Genomic DNA, 17717 nt, shown 5'->3' with positions numbered 1-17717 from the left:
TGTCTGTACGCGCTTCATATCTTGCCTTTCTTGATGGCCAGGGCCAGGGCCTGGTGCTTGTTGGGGCTGTCGAGTTTTTGCAGGATCTTGGCGATGTGGTAGTCGATCGAGCTTTTGCTCAGGTGCATGCGCATGGCGATATCGGTGGAGGACATGCCATCGGCGGTGTAGCGCAAGATATCGATCTCGCGATCATTCAGGGCTTGCTGATGATCGTTGAAGATGCGCTGCAGGGAGTGTTGGCGGTTGATGTAGTCGATCAGCTTGGCGTAGACCTTGAGGACGCAAGCCGACCAGTCGAGGGGGTCGACGCCTTGCAGGGAACCCTGCTTCAACGAGGCGATCGACAACACCCCGTAGTTGCCGAAGCTGCAGGGCAGGCCGATGCTCATCCCGGAAAGAAAGCCATAGTCCTTGCCCGCCTGGAGAAACAGTTTGCTCTCGATGAAGTCGTCGCTCCATATCGTCGGGAAGTAGGGGGTCGGAGAATGGATCTTCAGGATCGGGTCCACTATCCAGAATTTTTCCGCTTCGTAGTCCCGGCGCCAGGCGTAGCTGTAGCTATCGATGTTGTAGACAACTTTGCTGTGGGACTTCAGATCCGAGCGCAGTATGAAAGAGAACTCGGTGTGGTTGGTTTCTCGTTCCAGCTCGGTCCTGATCTCATCACATAACTTGCTCGGGATATTGACTCTCTTGAACTCTATCTCGGGCGATCTTCTCGTATAACGTCCCATTTTCTACTCCTTTAGAATCGGCCTGAAAAATGCGTGGGGAAAGGCCAGAAGTGCGCTTTTCCGAACTCAAGCCGGGACTTGATCCGCACCTCGTGGTGTTTGATCAAGTTGCCTTGGAGGTTCCAGTGTAGTTGCTGGCGAGCGTTTGAAAATGCTGCGAAGGGACGCTGCATACTCCTTGGAATCAGTGCCGGAACTGTTCTGTCAGGTTCTATGAAGTGGGTACTGATGAATTTTGCGGGCACCGTTGAGCGGGGCCGAATGAGCCCCGGGAAGAGGGCGCAAGGAGTCAACTTGTTTGGCAATAGACGCCATTCTGGATATGCAGAAAGATTATCGAAAAGAGGACCGGTAGGCCGTCTCGAAAAGTGCGGGAGGAAGATTTGGTAAAAGTACCAATTTCAGCTTGATTGGGTCGCTTTATAGTCGTTTTCAGCAAGTTGCCATAGCGACTTAGCTGGCAAGAAAACCGTGACCCAACTCTGGAAAAAAGGACTTTGAAATGAACTCGAACCCTGCCAACAAAGTGACTGAAGAACAAAAAAATGCCTTGTTCGTGCTGTCCAAGGTCGCCTATGACGCCGCCGTCGCCCAACGTGTCGAGATGGCCGCAGGCAAACCCGGCCTGGCCTCCTCGCTGAGCCAGCAGCCGCATCCCCAGTCGCTGTGCGGTTGTGGCTGCCAGGAGTATGTGTGCGGCTACTACTGCTTCAGTACCCAGGGCTGTGGATGCAGCAGCTACCTTTACATCAGCTCGAACCTGACCACCATCGGCCCGACGCAAAGCCAGGGCATGCCCGCGCATTTCAACGGCAGCGCGAACGGGCCGATGAACGCCGGCATCAACCTGTCAGATGTCTACATGAGTGGGGTGTTCCCGGATGTCAACAGCGTGGTCAACCACACGTTGCCATTCAACCTGGAGATTTCTTCGGGGGCGGTCACCATGACGTTTTACGACCAGGGGCGGGTGCTGGGGGTGATGCACTCGCTGCCGGGGCACTACTACAACGGCTATTTCCATGGTAGTGGCACCGGGACCTTCACTCTGGCCTGATGGCTGGAGCCTGGTGGACCACCTGGGGCAGGCGAGCCTATTGCTCGCCTGCGTCTTTTTATGCGGTACACGCCGAGGCTCAAACCCGCCGGCTACGGCCCAGCAACCACAACAGGTAGAAACCTCCCAGCAGGCCGGTCATCAGGCCGATGGGCAGGTTGGCGTGGAACGCCAGGCGCTGGCTCAGCAGGTCTGCGGCCAGGAGCAATACCGCGCCCATCAGCGCGCCCGACCCCAGCGGCACGTCGGCGCTGCGGGTCAGGCGCCGGGCCAGTTGCGGGCCGGCCAGGGCGATAAAGGCGATGGGCCCGGCAGCGGCGGTGGCGATGGCAGTGAGGCCGACGGCGGCCAGGACCATGATCAATCGGGTGCGCTCCACCGCGACCCCCAGTTGGCTGGCGGTGGCGTCGCCCATTTCCAGCAGGTTGATGCGCCGGGCGTGGTACAGGGCGATCGGGGCGATCAGCAGCAGGCCCAGGGCCGCCGGCAGTACATGGGACCAGGTGCGGGTGTTCAGCGAGCCGGCCAGCCACAGTTGGGCGAACATCGCCTGGTCGAGGTTGCCGCTGACCAGCAGGATGCTGTTCAGGCCGGACAGGCTGGCGCCCACGCCGATGCCCACCAGCACCAGGCGATAACCCCCGCTGCTGTGGCCGTTTCGCGCCAGCAGCAACACCAGCAGGGCGGTGCCCAGGCCGGCCGCCACTGCCGCCAGGGACGTGGCCAGGGGGCCGGCATCGAACAGCATGATCTGCACGATGGCGCCACTGGCGGCGCCGGTGGTGAAGCCGATCACGTCCGGCGAGCCCAGGGCATTGCGCGAGATCGACTGGAAGATCGCCCCGGCCATGCCCAGTGCCGCGCCCACCAGGGTCGCGGTCAGGGCCCGGGGCAGGCGCACGCGTTGCAGCACCCGCTGGGCGGTGGGGTCCTGGCCCTGGCCCAGCAGGTTGGCCAGCACCTGTTCCGGGCCCAGTGACAGGCTGCCGGTACCCAGCAGCAGCGCCCAGAGCAGCAGCATCGCCACCAGCAGCACGGCGCAGACCAGGGCCGTGCGCGGTTGCCAGCGCAGCGAGAGCGAGCCCAGGCGCAGGGCCTTGAGCCCCTTCACAGGCGGCTCAGGCGAAAGCGCCTGACCAGTACGATGAAGCACGGCCCACCCAGCAGCAGGGTGATGATGCCGGCGGCGATTTCTTCCGGCGCTGCCACCACCCGGCCGAGCACGTCCGCCCCCAGCAGCAGGCCGGCGGCCAGCAGCGCCGAGTAGGGCAGGATCCAGCGGTAGTCGGTGCCCACCAGCATCCGCGCCAGATGGGGCGCCACCAGCCCGACAAAACCGATCGGCCCGGCCACGGCGGTGGCGGCACCGGCCAGCAGCATCACCGCCAGGCAGGCCAGTAGCCAGGTCAGGCGCAGGTTCACTCCCAGGGCGCGCCCCAGGTCCTGGCCCAGGGCCAGGGCGTTGAGCTGGGCGGCGATCCCCAGGGCCAGGGCCAGGCCCAGCGCGATGGCCAGGGCCGGAACCTGCAGCAGGGCGAAGCCGCTGCCGGACAGCGAGCCCGCGGCCCAGTGGCGAAAGTGATCGAAGACCTCGGGTGGGCTGTTGAGCACGATGATCCCGGTCAGTGAAGTCAGCATCACCGACAGCCCTGCGCCGGCCAGCACCAGGCGCACCGGGTTGGTCCCGGTCTCATGGGCCTGCCCCAGCAGGAACACCACCACTCCCGCCAGTCCGGCGCCGCCGAACGCCAGCCACAGGTACTCGGCCAGGCTGGTCAAGTGCAGCAGCGCCACGCCGCCGATCACCGCCACGGCGGCGCCGGCATTGATGCCCAACAGGCCCGGTTCGGCCAGCGGGTTGCGAGTCACCGCCTGCATCACCGCGCCGGCCACCCCCAGGGCGAGGCCGGCCAGCAGGGCGATCAGGGTCCGGGGCAGGCGCAGTTCACGCAGGATCAGGTGCTGGTCGTTGTGCAGGTCGGGTGCCTGCAACGCCTGCCAGGTCACGCTCAGGGGGATCGCCCGGGAGCCGATGGCCAGGCTCAGCAGGGCCAGCACCAGCAACAGCAGCAGCCCGGCCAGCAGGCCCCAGGTGCGGTGGTGAGGGCGCGACAGCGGTCGGGCCAGGGGCTGGGCAACGAGGTTCATGGCTTAGCGAAAGTGCGCGGCGACGGCATCGATCATCTGCCGTCCCGAGTAATAGTCGATGCGAAACGAACTCGGGCCCAGGGCATACACCCGCCGGTTGATCACCGCTGGCAGGTTGGCCAGCACCGGGTCGGCGAGGAACGCCTGCACGTCGCCGTCCGTGGCGCTGAGCAGGAACACGCTGTCACCGGTGATCGCCGCCGGCAGGTTTTCCCGGGAGATGAACTGGAAGTCCGACGCCCGGGTGACCTTGCCCGCCAGCGCCTCGGGCAGCTCTGCGACCTTGAAGCCAAGAGCGCCGAGCAGCCGGGCCTGGGGGCTGCTCAGGCGGCCGATGGAATAGCTGCCGGCAATGTTGTAGCCCACCACGCTCACCGGCCCCGGGGGCGGGGTGATGCGGGCAGCGGTTTGCGCGGTGTACTGGTCGAAGCGCTGGATCGCCGCCCGGGCCTGTTGCTCCAGGCCGGTGCGCTGGCCCAGGGCGGTGGCGATGTCTTGCCAGCTCTGGTTCGAGTAGTCCACCACCAGGGTCTCCAGGCCCTGGGCCTGCAGCTCGCTGCGGTGTGCGACCACGCTGTCGGCGCCGGTGGCGGACACCACCAGCAGGTCCGGGTCAGCGGCGATCACCGCTTCGATATCGAATTGCAGGTTGCGGTACAGCACCGCTACGCCGCGCTGCCTGGCCACTTCTGCCCACTGGGAAAAGAACCCGCGCTCATCGGTGAGGCGGCTGGGGGTGGTGGCGGCGCTGGCCACCAGCGGCGCATCCATGGCCAGCAGGATCCCGGTGACGCTGGGGCTGGTGGAGACGATACGGGTGGGGGTGGTGCTTGCCCCGAGGGCCAGCTGGCAGCTCAGGGCCAGGACCGCTGCACTGAGCAGCCGGGCGCAAAGGCGTGGGTTCATCATCGATCCATCGGACGGTAAAGGGTGGGGCGCAGGGGCCTGAACAGCAGAACCATATGATAATGCTTCTCATGCAATGCGTTCCATATTGTAGAATCAATTCCGCAATTGCAATACTGCAAGCGCTTGTCTCCCAAGGAAAACCCCGCCATGACTCACCGTTTGCACGCCGATGCCGTGACCTTGCGCCACGACGCGCGAATCATTTCCCAGGGCCTGTCCCTGAGCATTCCCGACGGCTCGTTCACGGTCATTGTCGGGCCCAACGCCTGTGGCAAATCCACCTTGCTGGCGGCGTTGTCCCGGCTACTGGCACCGGCTGAAGGGCGGGTGGTGCTCGATGGCAAGGACATCCGCCAACTGCCGGCCCGGGAAGTGGCCCGGCGCCTGGGCCTGCTGCCGCAAAGCGCCATGGCGCCGGATGGCATCAGCGTTGCCGAACTGGTGGCGCGCGGGCGCTATCCGCACCAGTCGTTGCTGCGCCAGTGGTCGAAGGAGGATGAGCAGGCGGTGCGCGGGGCGATGGCCGCGACCCGGGTCGAGGCGCTGGCCGAACGCTTGCTGGACGAGTTGTCCGGCGGCCAGCGCCAGCGGGTTTGGATCGCCATGGTGCTGGCCCAGGAAACGCCGATCCTGCTGCTGGACGAGCCCACCACCTACCTGGATATCGTCCATCAGATCGAGCTGCTGGAGCTTTTGGCCGAGCTCAACCGCCAGGGCCGGACCATCGTCGCGGTGCTGCATGACTTGAACCAGGCTTGCCGCTATGCCAGCCACCTGATCGCCCTGCGCGACGGCGCCATCGTCGCCCAGGGCGCGCCGGCGGCGATCTTCACCGAGGCCCTGGTGGAGCAGGTGTTCGGCCTGGCCTCGGTGATCATCCGCGACCCGGTCAGCGGCACGCCGTTGATGGTGCCCAAGGGCCGGATCGACCCGGCCTGAAGCCACGGCTCAGGGGCGCGCCGGCAACGCTTCCTGGGGCACGCGCTGGCCACCGGTGGCCTGATTGACCTGGGCCGCTTCATGGAACAGCGCATCGCGGTCTTGCGGGGCCTGCAATTGCCCCAGGTCAGTGACCGTGGTCATCACGCAGACGATCTCCTGCTGGGCGTCGAATACCGGCGCGGCCTGCCCGGTGACGTTGGACAGCAGGTGGCTGGTGAGTTCGGCCCAATGCCGGCGTCGTACCTCGTCGAGCACCGCGGCACTGGGCGGGGTGCCGCGAAAATGCGCCGGCTGCTGCTTGCGCGCCGCGTCGATCACGGCCTTGGGCAGAAAGGCCTGGAACACCAGGCCGCAGGCGGTGTTGTCGATGGGCAGGATGTCCCCCAGGGCCAGGGGGTTGATGGAGAAATAGGCGCTGCGGTACCAGCGCACCAGGGTCGGCCCGCGGTCGGTCCAGATCGCCACGCCCCCGCTGGCGGCATGCCGCTGGGCCAGGGCTTTCATGCGCTGGGCGGCGATGTCCACCGCATCGATGCGCTTGAGCGCGCCAATGCCGATGCTCAGGGCCGCCGGGCCCAGGTCGTACAGGCCACTGAGCGGGTCCTGCTTGGCCAGCCCTTCCTTGACCAGGCTTTGCAGGTAGCGGTGGGCGGTGGAGCCACCCGTGCCGGTGCGCCGGGCCACTTCCCCCAGGGCCAGCTCACCCTCGGCATTGGCCAGGGTGTTGAGAAAACGCGCGGCGATCGACACCGACTGGATCACCCCGGAACGTTTTTCCGGCGGTGCATCCAGGGTCTCGTCCAACGGGGGCTGCGAACTGTTCAACGGCTGGGTCTCCTCACCAATGTCTGGCCGCGTGGGGTACGCAGGCTACGGCCTGCGCGGCGCTGGCGCTAGCGGCGGCCATGATACCGGTTCCACCGCCTGCCTGGGACGGGGGAATGCGCCCGGGCCAAAAGTGTAGATCATTCCAATTTGCAGAACGTATTCCGTATTGAGGAATATCATGGCAGCGTGATAGCCTAATCGTGAAAGAGGATCATTCTCATTTGGAAGGAAGTTTTGATGGCCCTTACGCACCGCACATTCAGTCACGGTATTGGCGTTCTCACCTTGTCCACCCTGCTGGCGAGCCCGCCGCTGATGGCCGAGGACAGCAGGCAGCCGGACAAGCCGGGAAAAGGCAGCCTGGCCCTGGAATCGCTGGTGGTCACCGGTGAGAAACTCGACCGCGAGCTGAAGGACACCGCCTCCTCGGTGTCGATCATCACCGACCGCGATATCGACCAGAACAAGACCGGCGATGCGTCGGTGTCGGAGGTCATCAACGGCAGCCCCAACGTGATCTACACCGACTCGGTGGGCGCGCCGATCATCCGCGGCCAGGACACCCAGGGCCCGAACAACGGGCAGAACGTGTTCTGGGGCGGTACGGTGCCGCGGGCCACCATCAACCTGGACGGCCACTACCTGAACTACAACGAGATGTTCTTCGGCGCGACCTCGGTCTGGGACCTGGACAGCATCGAGGTGTTCCGCGGCCCGCAGACCACCTCCCAGGGCGCCAATGCGATTGCCGGGGCGATCATCGTCAACACCAAGAACCCGACCTTCACCCCCGAGGCGGCCTACCAGGCGGAGATCGGCAGCTACCACTCGCGGCGCAGTTCGGTGGCGGTGTCCGGGCCCCTGGCCCAGGACTTTGCCGGGCGCCTGGCAGTGGACTATTCGGCCCGCGACACCTTCATCGACTACGACAACCCGAAGTTCCAGGGCGGCAAGACCGACCAGGATTTTCGCAACCTCAATGCCCGGGCCAAGCTGCTGTGGTTGCCCACCGACATTCCAGGGCTGGAAAGCCAGTTCACCTTCGCCCACAACGACAGCAACCGCCCGACCCAGGAAGCCGCCTCGGCGCCGTTCCACAAGCTGGAGCACAGCTCCACCACCATGCCGTCCTGGGAACAGGACACCAACACCAGCATCCTCGACGTCTCCTATGAGCTGGGTAATGGCCTCAAGCTGTTCAACCAGGCGCAGTATTCGCTGTCGTCGGTGCACCGGGTGACTGGGGCGGCGGGCGAGGGCGATGCCGATATCCACCAGAAGAACGCCTCCAACGAGTCGCGCCTGACCTTCGGTGAGAAAGAGGACCTGCTCAGTGGCATGGGCGGGATCTACTACGCCCGCACCCGCACCGACGAAACCCTCAACCTGCGGGGGCGTTCGGCCTTCGACGACACCAAGACCAACCTGGGGATCTTCGGCGAGCTCAACTACCGGCTCACCGACCTGTGGACCCTGAGCACCGGCCTGCGCTACCAGCAGGACCACATCGAGCGCACGGGCAACTCGGTGCTGGCTCCCGGCGCGCTGAACTACGACAAGACCTTCTCCACCGTGCTGCCCAAGGTTTCCCTGGCCTACGCCGCCACCCCGCACTGGACCGTCGGTGGCCTGGTCAGCCGGGGCTACAACCCGGGCGGTGTGTCGCTGAACCTGACGACCCGGCAATGGGCCTATTTCAAGGAAGAGTCGATCTGGAACTATGAGCTGTTCAGCCGCGCGAGCTTTCTCGACGACCGCCTGCTGATCAACACCAACCTGTTCTACATGGATTTCAAGGACGCCCAGTACAACATCCCGGTGGTGATTTCCCCGGGGGTGGCACAGTCCTACACCATCAACGCCGAGAAGGCCCACGCCTATGGCCTGGAGCTGGATCTGGACTATCGCCTGCTGGACAACCTGCGGCTCAAGGCCAGCGCCGGTACCTTGCGCACCCGCATCGACAAGATTTCCAGCAACGCCGACTACGCCCACAACGAGTTTGCCCGCTCGCCGGGCTACACCCTGAGCTTCGGCCCCAGCTGGGACATCACCGAGCGCCTGAACCTCAATGCCCAGGTGCGCTACCTGGACGGCTACTACTCGGATACCGCCAACACCTCGGCCTATTCGATCAAGCCCTACACCCTGACCGATGCGCGCATGAGCTACCGCTTCAACGACCAGGTGCAGCTCTATGGCTACGTCAAGAACGTCTTCGACGACCGCTCGCCCACCTACATGCAGCAGAACCGCGGCATCGGCGGCATCGAGGCCAGCATGACCCAGCCACGGACCCTGGGCATCGGCGTCAAAGGGGCGTTCTGAGGCCCCCGGGAACCCGTCGCCGGCCGCCCCCCGAGGCGCTGCCGGCGTTCATTCGTACACAGGAGATTGGCAACAGATGAGTAACCGCAAACGCCTGCATATCGGCATGTCCCTGGCCCCCACCTGGCTCAGCGGCGATGCCTGGCGCCAGCCCGACAGCAATATCGAAGGCATCTACAGCGCCGACTTCGCCGTGGACATCGCCAAGCGTTCCGAGGCCGCGCACCTGGATTTCGTGTTCCGCCCCGACGTCAGTTGCCTGAACATGGACGGCCTGGAAAGCGGCTCGGGTTTCGCCAGCCTCGATCCCACGGTGTTGCTGGCGTGCATCGCCCGGGAGACGTCCCGCATCGGCCTGGTGTCCACCGTTTCCACCACCTTCTTCCCGCCCTATGTGGTGGCGCGCCAGTTGCAGTCGCTGCATTGGGTGAGCAACGGCCGCGCCGGCTGGAACATCGTCACCGCCTTGCAGGGCCACGAGAACTTCGGCCTGGAGGCCATGCCCGGTGCGGATGAGCGCTATGCCCGGGCGGCAGAGTTCACCCGCCTGGTGCACGACCTGTGGGCCAGCTACCCCAACCAGGCGCTGCTACTGGACCGGGAGAACGGCCGTTACGCCGACCGCAGCCAGGTGCACCCGGTGGACCATGCCGGCGAGTACTTCCGGGTGCGCGGCCCGCTCAACCTGCCGGCGTTCGGCAAGGCACGGATTCCCCTGGTCCAGGCCGGCGCCTCGGACACCGGTCGCGACTTTGCCGCCTCGGTGGCCGACCTGGTGTTCGCCCCGACCCCGGACAAGGATGCGGCCCTGGAACTGCGTCGCGACCTCTCGCAACGGGCCCGGCGCCACGGCCGCCGCCCCGAGGACATCCGCCTGCTGCCGGGCCTGAGCCTGTACCTGGCGCCGACCCGGGAACAGGCCCGCGAGCTGTTCATGCAAACCCACGGGCGCCCGGACAACGCGCGCAAGTTCGCCTCGATCCAGCAGATGATCGGCCTCGATTTAAGCGACTGGCCCCTGGACCGCCCGGTGAGCGCCGCCGACCTGCCGGCCCCGGTGCACAACCCCGGCAGCCGCACCCACACCAACCTGCTGCGGCGGTTGATCGAGCGCGAAACCCTGCGCCTGGACGAACTGCTGCTGCGCCCGGAAGTGATTTGCGCGGCCCACTGGCAAGTGATAGGCACCGCCGAAGATGCATTTGCACAGATCGTCGAATGGGCCGAGGCCGGCGCCATGGACGGCTTTATCGCCGCGCCGGGGGGCTCGATCCGTTCGATGCACATTTTCCTGGAACAGGTGATACCGATGCTGGTGGAGGCGGGGCTGTTTCGCGAGCGCTATAGCGGCACGACCTTTATCGAACACCTGCAAGAGCAGGATTGACCCGGGGCCTGCGAGAAATATCCGGCTTTGAGTGGCGGGCGCTATGGTTGTTTCTACACAACGTGCGTCCGGATCATGCCGGGCGATCCTAACCCCGTAGTCAACAAAAGGAATGCAACATGAAAGTCAGTGCACGCAACGTGTTCAAAGGCCGGGTCAGCCAGGTGGAAGAGGGTTCGGTCAACGCCGAGGTGGTGCTGTCCCTGGAGGGCGGCGAGCAACTGGTGGCGGTGGTGACCCTGCAAAGCCTGCGTAGCCTGGGCATCGCCCCGGGCACCGAGGCCCTGGCCCTGGTCAAGGCACCCTGGGTGATGCTCATGACCGATGCCGAGGGCATCCGCCTGTCCGCTCGCAACTGCCTGCAGGGCAAGGTGATCAGCGTCACCGATGGTGCGGTCAACGCCGAAGTGGTGCTGGAGCTCAGCGGCGGCAGCCAGGTGTATTCCATCGTCACCCGCGATGCGGTGACCGAACTGGGCCTGGCCCCGGGCGTCAGCGCCACGGCGGTGATCAAGGCGTCCCACATCATCCTGGGCGTGCCGGCCTGATACCCGGCGGTTTCGATCGAGCAGGGGTTCAGGCGCTGTCGGAAGCTCCGGCATCCGCCTGCGCCCCCGGGTTCTCGATGCTTGCGGCAGAGTGCGTACTGCCAATGAACAGGTACATGGCCGGCACCATGAACAGGGTCAGCAGGGTGCCGATGGACAGCCCGGCAAAGATCACCAGGCCCATGTCGTGGCGGCCCGCCGCGCCGGCGCCGGAAGCCCAGACCAGCGGCACCACCCCCAGGACCATGGCCGCGGTGGTCATCAGGATCGGCCGCAGGCGCACCGCGGCGGCTTCTTCGATGGCTTCGCGCTTATTGTGGCCGGCGCGCTGCAATTGGTTGGCGAACTGCACGATGAGGATCCCGTGCTTGGTGATCAGCCCCAGCAGCGTCACCAGCCCGACCTGGGTGTAGACGTTGATCGAGGCGAACCCCATGGTGATGAAGGCCAGGGCGCCGAACAGCGCCGGCGGCACCGAGAACAGGATCACCACCGGGTCGCGGTAGCTCTCGAACTGGAACGCCAGGGCCAGGTAGACGATCAGGATCGAGAACAGCAGCAGGCCGACGAACCCCCCCGATTCCTGGATGAACTGCCGTGATTCGCCGGCGTAGTCGCTGGAGTAACCGGATGGCGCCACCTGTTCCAGAATGCCCTTGAGCCGGGCCAGCAACTCGCCCTGGGACACGCCGCTGACCCCGGACAGGGTCGCCGAGTTGAGCTGCTGGAAGTGGTTGACCGACTCAGGCTCGGTGGAGGTTTCGATATGGGCCACGGTGCGCGCTGCAATCATCGCCCCCGACGGGGTACGGATGTAGTAGTCGAGGATCTGTTCGGGGTTCAGCCGGTCTACCTGCAGCACCTGGGGGATCACCTTGTAGGAGCGCCCGGCGGTGGAGAAGTAGTTCACGTAGTTGCCCCCCAGGGCCGCCGAGAGCGCGGCGCCGACGTCGGCCTGGGTCATGCCCAGGGCGGCGATCTTTTCCCGGTCCACCACCAGCTTGGCCTGGGGCTTGTCGAGCTTGAGGTCCAGGTCGGAAAACCAGAACAGCTGCTGCTTGGTGGCCTCGGCCAGTACCGCCTGGGCCACCTCGTTGAGGTTGGCCACCGACTCGGTGGTGCTGACCACGAACTGCACCGGCAGGCCCTGGGCGCCGGGCAGCGAGGGCAGGGGGAAGGCGGCGATGGTGGCGCCGGGCACCTGGTTCCACTTCTGTTGCAGGTCGAGGATCAACTGCGCCTGGGAGCGGTCACGATCCTCCCAGGACTTGAGCAGCACCCCGCCCAGGCCCTGGTTCAGCGAGGGCAGGCCGGTGAGCTGGAACATCTGCAGGTACTCGGGCTCCTTGTTGGCGATCTGGAACGCCTGGTCGGCAATCCACTCCATCTGCTGCGGCGAGGCGGTGGGCGCGCCCTTGATCTGCATGAACACCAGGCCCTGGTCCTCGGTGGGCGACAGCTCGCTCTTGGCGGTCAGGCCACTGGCGGCCACCAGCACGAACAGCAGGAAGCCGAAGGTCACCAGCACCGGCCAGCTATCCAGCCCGGCCGCCAGCACCCGGTGGTAGCGCCCCCGCAGCCAGTCGAAGTAGCGGTCCAGGCGCTTGGCGAACCGGCCTTCCTCCTGGCCGCTCTTGAACAGCCGCGAGGTCATCATCGGCGACAGGGTCAGGGCGATCACCGCCGACACCGTCACTGCGCCGGCCAGGGAAAAGCAGAACTCCTTGAACAGCGCCCCGGTCAGGCCGCTGCGCAGGCCGATGGGCACGTAGGCGGCGATCAGCACCACGGTCATGGCGATGATCGGGCCGCCCAGCTCGCGGGCCGCCAGCAACGCCGCCTCCAGTACGCCGCGGCCTTGCTCCTTGATATGCCGGTCGACGTTTTCCACCACGATGATGGCGTCGTCCACCACAAGACCGATGGCCAGCACCAGGGCCAGCAGGGTCAGCAGGTTGATGGAATAACCCAGCAGGTACATGACGAAGAAGGTGCCCACCAGCGACAGCGGGATCGCCACCAGAGGCACGATCACCGCACGGAACGAGCCGAGGAACAGGTAGATCACCACCGAGACGATGATCATGGCTTCCACCAGGGTCTTCACCACCTCGAAGATCGAGGTGTTGATGAAGGCCGTGGAGTCGTAGACGATCTCGCCGCGCACCCCGGCCGGCAGTTGCGATTGCAGTTCGGGGAAGGCTTTGCGCACGTTGTCGGCGACGTTGAGGATGTTGGCGGTGGGCGCTGCCTTGATGCCGATGAACACCGAGCGCTTGCCGGAGAAAGCCACGCTGCTGTCGTAGTTTTCCGCCCCCAGGGTGACGTTGCCCAGGTCCTCCAGGTACACCAGGGCGTCGCCGTTGTGCTTGACCACCAGGCGCTTGAATTCGTCCACCGTGTGCAGGTCGGTGCCGGCGGTGAGGTCCACGGTGATCATCTGCCCCTTGGTGGAGCCCACGGCGGACAGGTAGTTGTTGTTGCCCAGGGCCGTGGCCACGTCCTGGGCGGTGACGTTGTGGGCCGCCAGCTTGTCCGGGTCGAGCCAGGCCCGCAGGGCGAACTGGCGGCCGCCGAGGATCTCTGCGGTCTGCACGCCTTCCAGGGAATCGAGCTTGGGCTTGACCACCCGCACCAGGTAGTCGGTGATGTTGTTGGTGGCCAGGGTGTCGCTGTAGAACCCCAGGTACATGGCGTCGGTGGTCTGGCCCACCGCTACCGTCAGCACCGGTTCCTGGGACTGGGCCGGCAACTGGTTCTTCACCGAGTTGACCTGGGTGTTGATCTCGGTCAGCGCCTTGCTGGAGTCGTAGTTCAGGCGCAGGGTCGCGGTAATGGTGGAGAGCCCGGTGATGCTGGTGGACGACAGATAGTCGATGCCCTGGGCCTGAGCGATGGCGGCCTCCAGGGGCTGGGTAATGAAACCGGCCACGGTGGCGGCGTCGGCCCCGTAGTAATAGGTGCTGATGGTGACCACGGTGTTTTCCGTGCGCGGCCACTGGTTCACCGGCAGCTCGAAGATCGAGCGCAGGCCCAGGATCAGGATGAACAGCGAGACCACCACGGCCCAGACCGGGCGCTTGATAAAGGTATCGGTGAAGTTCATGGCGGGCCCTAATGCTCTTGCGGCGTCGGCGAAGGATCGTTGCGCGGCGCGTGGCTGTTGTCGACTTTCACCGGCGAGCCGTTCTTGAGTTTCATCTGGCCGCTGGTGATCACCAGGTCGCCTTCCTTGACCCCTGACAGCACCGCCACCTGGTCGCCACGGTTGGGGCCGGTTTCGATGAAGGTCTGCTGCGCGGTGAGCACTGCGTCGCCCTGGTCGTTGTTCTTCTGGCTGGCGATGAACACCGTGGTGCCGTAGGGGTTATAGGTGACCGCGGTCTGGGGCAGGGTCAGGTAACGCTGGGTGCCGCCGGAGGCCACCACGGCCCGGGCGAACATGCCGGGCACCAGGCTGCGCTTGGGGTTGTCGATGGTGGCTTCCACCGTGACGTTGCGGGTGTTGGGGTCGAACTGGGTGTCGATGGAGCTGACCCGGCCAGTGAACGTCTGCTTGGGCAGGCCGTCGGCGCTGACCGTGACGCTCTGGCCCAGAGCTACTTGCTGCACCTGGGCCTGGGGCACGTTGAAGTCGATGTAGATCGGGTCGAAGGTCTGCAGGTTGGCGATCTTGTCCCCCGGGTTGAGGTATTGCCCGGGGTTGACCGCGGTGATGCCGATGCGCCCGGCAAAGGGCGCGCGGATGCTCTTCTTCGCCACCAGCGCGCGCTGCTGTTCGGCAGCGGCCAGCTTGGCCTTGAGGTCGGCTTCGTCGGCCTCGACCAGGGCCTGGGACACCGCGCTCACCTTCAGTTGCGCCCGGTCGCGCTTGAGCACCGTGCCGGCCAGGGCCGCGGTGGCTTCCAGGGAATGCAACTGGGCGATGTCGGAGTCGGCATTCAACTGCACCAGCAGGTCGCCGGCGGCCACTTCCTGGCCGGGCTTGAAGCCGATGCTGCGCACGATGCCGCCGACCTCGGTGGTCACGTCCACCCCGCGCACGGTCTTCATCGAGCCCACCGCGGAGACGCTGGGCTGCCACTCTTCGTACTGGGCCTTGATGGCGGTAACCACCGCGGGCGGCAGGGGCACCTTGGCCTGGGCGATCAGCTTGGAGATCTGCGCGAACTTGACCCCGCCGATCACCGCGACGATCAGCAGCACCACGCCGAGCATGATCAGCATCGGCCGCAGCAGCCGGCGCTTGCGCGGCGCCTGGGGGGCCGCGCCGGGGTGCGCAGGGGAGGGGCTGGAGTGGACATCGGCCATGGCGGATCTCACTTAAGGCAAGGGTGCAGGTCGAGTGGACGGCGCGGCGGCTGCCGGCCCCTGGAGCCGGCCCGGCTGGCCGGCTTGAGCCTGTTCGCGGTGCTGGGCCGCGGGCGGCGGGTACATCTCCTTGAGCGACGGCCAGCCGAAACGATCGGGGCTGCCAAGGCTGTCGGGGGCGACATCCTGGCGCTGCCACCAGCCGCCCCCCAGGGCCTGGAACAGCGCCGTGGTGTCGCTGTAGCGGGCGGCCTGGGCGCGCACCCGGCTGACAATCGCGTTCTGGTAGGTCTGCTGCGCGGTCAGCAGGTTCAGGTAGCCCACCGCGCCCAGGCGGTACTGGGCCTGGGCCAGGTCCAGGCTCTGGCGCGCGGCGGTCTCGGCCAGCACTTGCTGTTGCAGGGCCTCGGCGTCGGCCTGCAGGGCACGCAGGGCATTGGCTACGTCCTGGAAGGCGGTGATCACCGTGCCGCGATAGCGCGCTGCGGCCTGCTCATAGGCGGCCACCGCGGCGCGCTTGCGATGCTCCAGGGCGCCGGCGTCGAACAGCGGCTGGGCGATGGAGCCGGCCAGGCTCCAGACCCCGGTGCCGGAGGAAAACAGTTTGGTGCCCGCCAGCGCCGTGGAGCCCAGGGAACCGGTAATGCTGAACTGCGGCAACTGGTTGGCGATGGCCACGCCGATATCGGCGCTGGCCTGATGCAACTGGGCCTCGGCGGAACGTACGTCGGGCCGCTGCTCGACGATGGCCGAAGGCAGGCTCAGGGGCAGTTCCTCGGGCAGGTGCAGGGAGGCCAGCTGGAAGTGTTCGCCACGGTCCTGGCTGGGGAAGCGACCCAGGTAGGCCTGCAACTGGTTGCGGGCCTGGGCCAGCTGTTTCTGCAAGGGCGGCAGGGTGGCGCGGGTCTGGGCCAGGGTCGCTTGCTGGGTCAGCAGATCGCTGTCGCCGATGGCACCCAGTCGACGCTGGGCCTGCAGCAGGTCGAGCTGGTCGCTCTGCAGGCGAATCACGGTTTCGGTGGCGGCGATCTGGTCACGGATCGAGGCCAGGCTGATGGCGGTGTTCACCAGGTTGGCGGTGAGGGTCAGGTAGGTCGCCTCCAGCTGGTAGCGCTGGTAGTCGGCCTGGGCACCGCTGGCCTCGATCTGCCGGCGGGTGCCGCCAAACACGTCGGGGGCGTAGGACACACTCAGGGACGCCGAGTTGACCGTGAAGATCTGCGCCGCAGAGCCCCCGGCCGCTGCCGCACCGCCGCTGGAGCCCAGGGCGCTGGCGGCGGACACCTTCTCGCGGGTTTTCGAGGCCGAGGCGCTGAGGGAGGGAAACAGCGACGCCTGTTCGGCGTACAGCAGTTCATTGGCCTGGCGCAGCGCGGCCTGGGCGGCGTCGATATCCGGGTTGGCCTGCAGCGCTTCCTGCACCAGGGCATCGAGTTGCGGCGAGCGGAACAGCGTCCACCACTGCCCGGGAATGTCCATGCCGTTCACCAGTCGCTGCGCCGCGCCACCGGCGGCGACCCCCGCCGTGACGGTGCGGGGCGGCAGGGGCGTGGCGCTGTAGCCGGCGTCCCGGCTCAGTTCCGGGCGGCTGAAATCCGGCCCCACGGCGCAGCTGGCGAGGGCTGCGATGCAGAGCAGGTTCAGGGACGAGCGGGCAAGCAACAGAAGAGACAGGTGCCCAGAGGATTTTCGACCGGTACCTTCGTCCCTGTGAGGACGCCGGCCGCCAGTGGCTACAGGCAGCAGCTGTGGCTTGTTCATATTCTCTCTAATTGAGCAATCAGTGAGTGAGTTCAACAGGAATATGGAGAGCGGCGCGACGGCAGGGCAGGCACCCCCTCAAGCGCTGGGCTGCGCGAGGTGTAATGAACGTTAATGGATGAGTCGGCTAACCGCCAATAGATGAAATCTTGTGCCGGAAGGTGATCGGTGGGGCTTGAGCTATCCCATTTGCCGCGGGGGAGCGGCAAATGGGTATTGCGTGCTGGAGCAGGTGTCTGGGTCAAGCTACCAGTGATCGAACAGCTGTTTGACCTGCATCGGCGCAGTACAGCGCAGCAGGGCCTGGCGAAACCGCGGGTTGGTAAACAGCCGGGCGGTGTCGGCCAGCAGGTCCAGGTGCTGCTGATCGGCGGGAGCGGGCACCAGCAGCACCAGGATATCGCTGACCGGCTGCTGGTCCGGGGCGGCAAAGGCCATGGCGGTCTGCGGCCGCAGGTACAGCGCATGAATGCGATCGAGCTCGGCGAGTCGCGCGTGGGGCACCGCGACCCCTTCACCGATGGCGGTACTGGCGGCCAGCTCCCGGCGCCACAGGCTGGCGGCCACCCAATCCGCCGGCAGTTGCCGGGTCTCTTGCAGGTGCTGGCCGACCTGCTCGAACAGGCGCTGCTTGTTCGTGACATTGACCGCCAGGAGGATGTCTTCGACCTGCAGATAGCGGGCGACTTTGCTCATGGGCTTCTCCGGGAGCTTCAGGCTTGGCTTGCAGGCTATTGAAGCGCATTTGCCAGGTGCCGGGA

At 65.9% G+C, this 17717-nt stretch carries 14 protein-coding genes; 5 read left to right on the top strand and 9 right to left on the bottom strand.

From position 1 onward, the window contains the following. Positions 1–14: 14 nt before the first annotated feature. On the bottom strand, positions 15–737 hold the full coding sequence (locus tag A9971_RS04495; protein WP_011061904.1) for a LuxR C-terminal-related transcriptional regulator: 723 nt from the start codon (positions 735–737) through the stop codon (positions 15–17). Between the two features lie 502 nt (positions 738–1239). On the opposite strand from A9971_RS04495, the gene A9971_RS04490 reads away from it, so the two are divergent. Next, positions 1240–1794 (top strand): hypothetical protein, encoded by a 555-nt coding sequence (locus tag A9971_RS04490; RefSeq protein WP_019094352.1) that lies wholly within the window; start codon positions 1240–1242, stop codon positions 1792–1794. A gap of 79 nt (positions 1795–1873) precedes the next feature. Here the strand turns inward: A9971_RS04490 and A9971_RS04485 are convergent, their stop codons facing one another. Genes A9971_RS04485 through fepB form a run of 3 tightly spaced genes read right to left on the bottom strand, consistent with a single transcriptional unit; the run spans position 1874 to position 4851 of the window. Further along, the gene (locus A9971_RS04485; protein ID WP_053159269.1) at positions 1874–2905 is read right to left on the bottom strand and encodes an iron chelate uptake ABC transporter family permease subunit; all 1032 of its coding nucleotides are present in this window, start codon (positions 2903–2905) and stop codon (positions 1874–1876) included. Continuing rightward, entirely contained in the window at positions 2902–3942 is a 1041-nt protein-coding gene (locus A9971_RS04480; RefSeq protein WP_015636053.1) for an iron ABC transporter permease, read from the bottom strand. Before A9971_RS04480 ends, A9971_RS04485 begins: the two co-directional genes overlap by 4 nt. A gap of 3 nt (positions 3943–3945) precedes the next feature. Next, positions 3946–4851 (bottom strand): Fe2+-enterobactin ABC transporter substrate-binding protein, encoded by a 906-nt coding sequence (gene fepB, locus A9971_RS04475; protein WP_183001476.1) that lies wholly within the window; start codon positions 4849–4851, stop codon positions 3946–3948. Between the two features lie 147 nt (positions 4852–4998). On the opposite strand from fepB, the gene A9971_RS04470 reads away from it, so the two are divergent. Continuing rightward, positions 4999–5790, top strand: coding sequence for an ABC transporter ATP-binding protein (locus A9971_RS04470; protein ID WP_011061899.1), 792 nt, complete (start codon positions 4999–5001; stop codon positions 5788–5790). Between the two features lie 9 nt (positions 5791–5799). Here A9971_RS04470 and A9971_RS04465 read toward each other — a convergent pair whose 3' ends face one another. Further along, positions 5800–6585 (bottom strand): IclR family transcriptional regulator, encoded by a 786-nt coding sequence (locus A9971_RS04465; protein ID WP_169893601.1) that lies wholly within the window; start codon positions 6583–6585, stop codon positions 5800–5802. A 270-nt stretch (positions 6586–6855) separates the two neighbouring features. Here A9971_RS04465 and A9971_RS04460 point away from each other — a divergent pair, with 270 nt between their 5' ends. From A9971_RS04460 to A9971_RS04450, 3 genes are all read left to right on the top strand, one after another. After that, a complete protein-coding gene (locus A9971_RS04460; RefSeq protein ID WP_093403950.1) occupies positions 6856–8949 on the top strand; it encodes a TonB-dependent receptor in 2094 nt (697 codons plus the stop codon). A 76-nt stretch (positions 8950–9025) separates the two neighbouring features. Further along, complete coding sequence (locus tag A9971_RS04455; RefSeq protein ID WP_019094355.1) at positions 9026–10336, top strand: NtaA/DmoA family FMN-dependent monooxygenase; 1311 nt, start codon at positions 9026–9028, stop codon at positions 10334–10336. 119 nt (positions 10337–10455) lie between these two features. Beyond that, positions 10456–10884, top strand: coding sequence for a molybdopterin-binding protein (locus tag A9971_RS04450; protein ID WP_015636050.1), 429 nt, complete (start codon positions 10456–10458; stop codon positions 10882–10884). A gap of 28 nt (positions 10885–10912) precedes the next feature. Here the strand turns inward: A9971_RS04450 and A9971_RS04445 are convergent, their stop codons facing one another. The 4 genes from A9971_RS04445 to A9971_RS04430 form a co-directional block, all read right to left on the bottom strand. Further along, entirely contained in the window at positions 10913–13990 is a 3078-nt protein-coding gene (locus A9971_RS04445; RefSeq protein WP_183001475.1) for an efflux RND transporter permease subunit, read from the bottom strand. Positions 13991–13998: 8 nt separating this feature from the next. Then, positions 13999–15195, bottom strand: a complete 1197-nt coding sequence (locus tag A9971_RS04440) for an efflux RND transporter periplasmic adaptor subunit (RefSeq protein WP_053159263.1) — start codon at positions 15193–15195, stop codon at positions 13999–14001. A gap of 12 nt (positions 15196–15207) precedes the next feature. After that, the gene (locus A9971_RS04435; protein WP_183001474.1) at positions 15208–16956 is read right to left on the bottom strand and encodes an efflux transporter outer membrane subunit; all 1749 of its coding nucleotides are present in this window, start codon (positions 16954–16956) and stop codon (positions 15208–15210) included. A 246-nt stretch (positions 16957–17202) separates the two neighbouring features. After that, positions 17203–17652: a PTS sugar transporter subunit IIA gene (locus A9971_RS04430; protein WP_015636047.1), complete on the bottom strand. Its 450-nt coding sequence runs from the start codon at positions 17650–17652 to the stop codon at positions 17203–17205. Positions 17653–17717: the final 65 nt, after the last annotated feature.

Origin of the sequence: Pseudomonas sp. UME65 (assembly GCF_014170225.1) — a bacterium.
Classification (GTDB): Bacteria; Pseudomonadota; Gammaproteobacteria; order Pseudomonadales; family Pseudomonadaceae; genus Aquipseudomonas; species Aquipseudomonas protegens.
Note: the sequence above shows the minus strand (reverse complement) of the source record. Positions and strands in the feature narration are given on the sequence as shown.

What these genes read in the sequence shown, in the direction of transcription:
- A9971_RS04440 (WP_053159263.1), bottom strand. Translation starts at nt 15,195, where the DNA reads ATGGCCGATGTCCACTCCAGCCCCTCCCCTGCGCACCCCGGCGCGGCC.
- A9971_RS04495 (WP_011061904.1), bottom strand. Translation starts at nt 737, where the DNA reads ATGGGACGTTATACGAGAAGATCGCCCGAGATAGAGTTCAAGAGAGTC.
- A9971_RS04445 (WP_183001475.1), bottom strand. Translation starts at nt 13,990, where the DNA reads ATGAACTTCACCGATACCTTTATCAAGCGCCCGGTCTGGGCCGTGGTG.
- A9971_RS04470 (WP_011061899.1), top strand. Translation starts at nt 4,999, where the DNA reads ATGACTCACCGTTTGCACGCCGATGCCGTGACCTTGCGCCACGACGCG.
- A9971_RS04455 (WP_019094355.1), top strand. Translation starts at nt 9,026, where the DNA reads ATGAGTAACCGCAAACGCCTGCATATCGGCATGTCCCTGGCCCCCACC.
- A9971_RS04435 (WP_183001474.1), bottom strand. Translation starts at nt 16,956, where the DNA reads ATGAACAAGCCACAGCTGCTGCCTGTAGCCACTGGCGGCCGGCGTCCT.
- A9971_RS04450 (WP_015636050.1), top strand. Translation starts at nt 10,456, where the DNA reads ATGAAAGTCAGTGCACGCAACGTGTTCAAAGGCCGGGTCAGCCAGGTG.
- A9971_RS04430 (WP_015636047.1), bottom strand. Translation starts at nt 17,652, where the DNA reads ATGAGCAAAGTCGCCCGCTATCTGCAGGTCGAAGACATCCTCCTGGCG.
- A9971_RS04490 (WP_019094352.1), top strand. Translation starts at nt 1,240, where the DNA reads ATGAACTCGAACCCTGCCAACAAAGTGACTGAAGAACAAAAAAATGCC.
- A9971_RS04480 (WP_015636053.1), bottom strand. Translation starts at nt 3,942, where the DNA reads ATGAACCTCGTTGCCCAGCCCCTGGCCCGACCGCTGTCGCGCCCTCAC.
- fepB (WP_183001476.1), bottom strand. Translation starts at nt 4,851, where the DNA reads ATGATGAACCCACGCCTTTGCGCCCGGCTGCTCAGTGCAGCGGTCCTG.